Consider the following 301-nt stretch of genomic DNA (forward strand, 5'->3'; position numbering starts at 1 on the left):
TGCTTATGGATTCCTGATCTCCGAAAGGGGATCGATTCCCCCCTTCAAGGCATTGGAGCGCCCTTCTCATCGAAGAACCTCCTTATCCGACGGTTATCGACCCCGCGAATCCCCAATCCGACCTGAGCGCCACATCCCAACCTCAATCACTTCTGTCCGTATTGCCATCGCAAGGGCAATCTCTCGTAAAATCCTGCGCTGCCCATGCTGCCAGCACCAAACACAACGCCTAATCTTATGACAGAGTAAGACTATTTGTTTGGTCGCGGAACATTGTTGGGATCCGGTCGGATTGGCTATT

This window comes from Acidisphaera sp. L21 (genome assembly GCF_009765685.1).
Lineage (GTDB): Bacteria > Pseudomonadota > Alphaproteobacteria > Acetobacterales > Acetobacteraceae > LMUY01.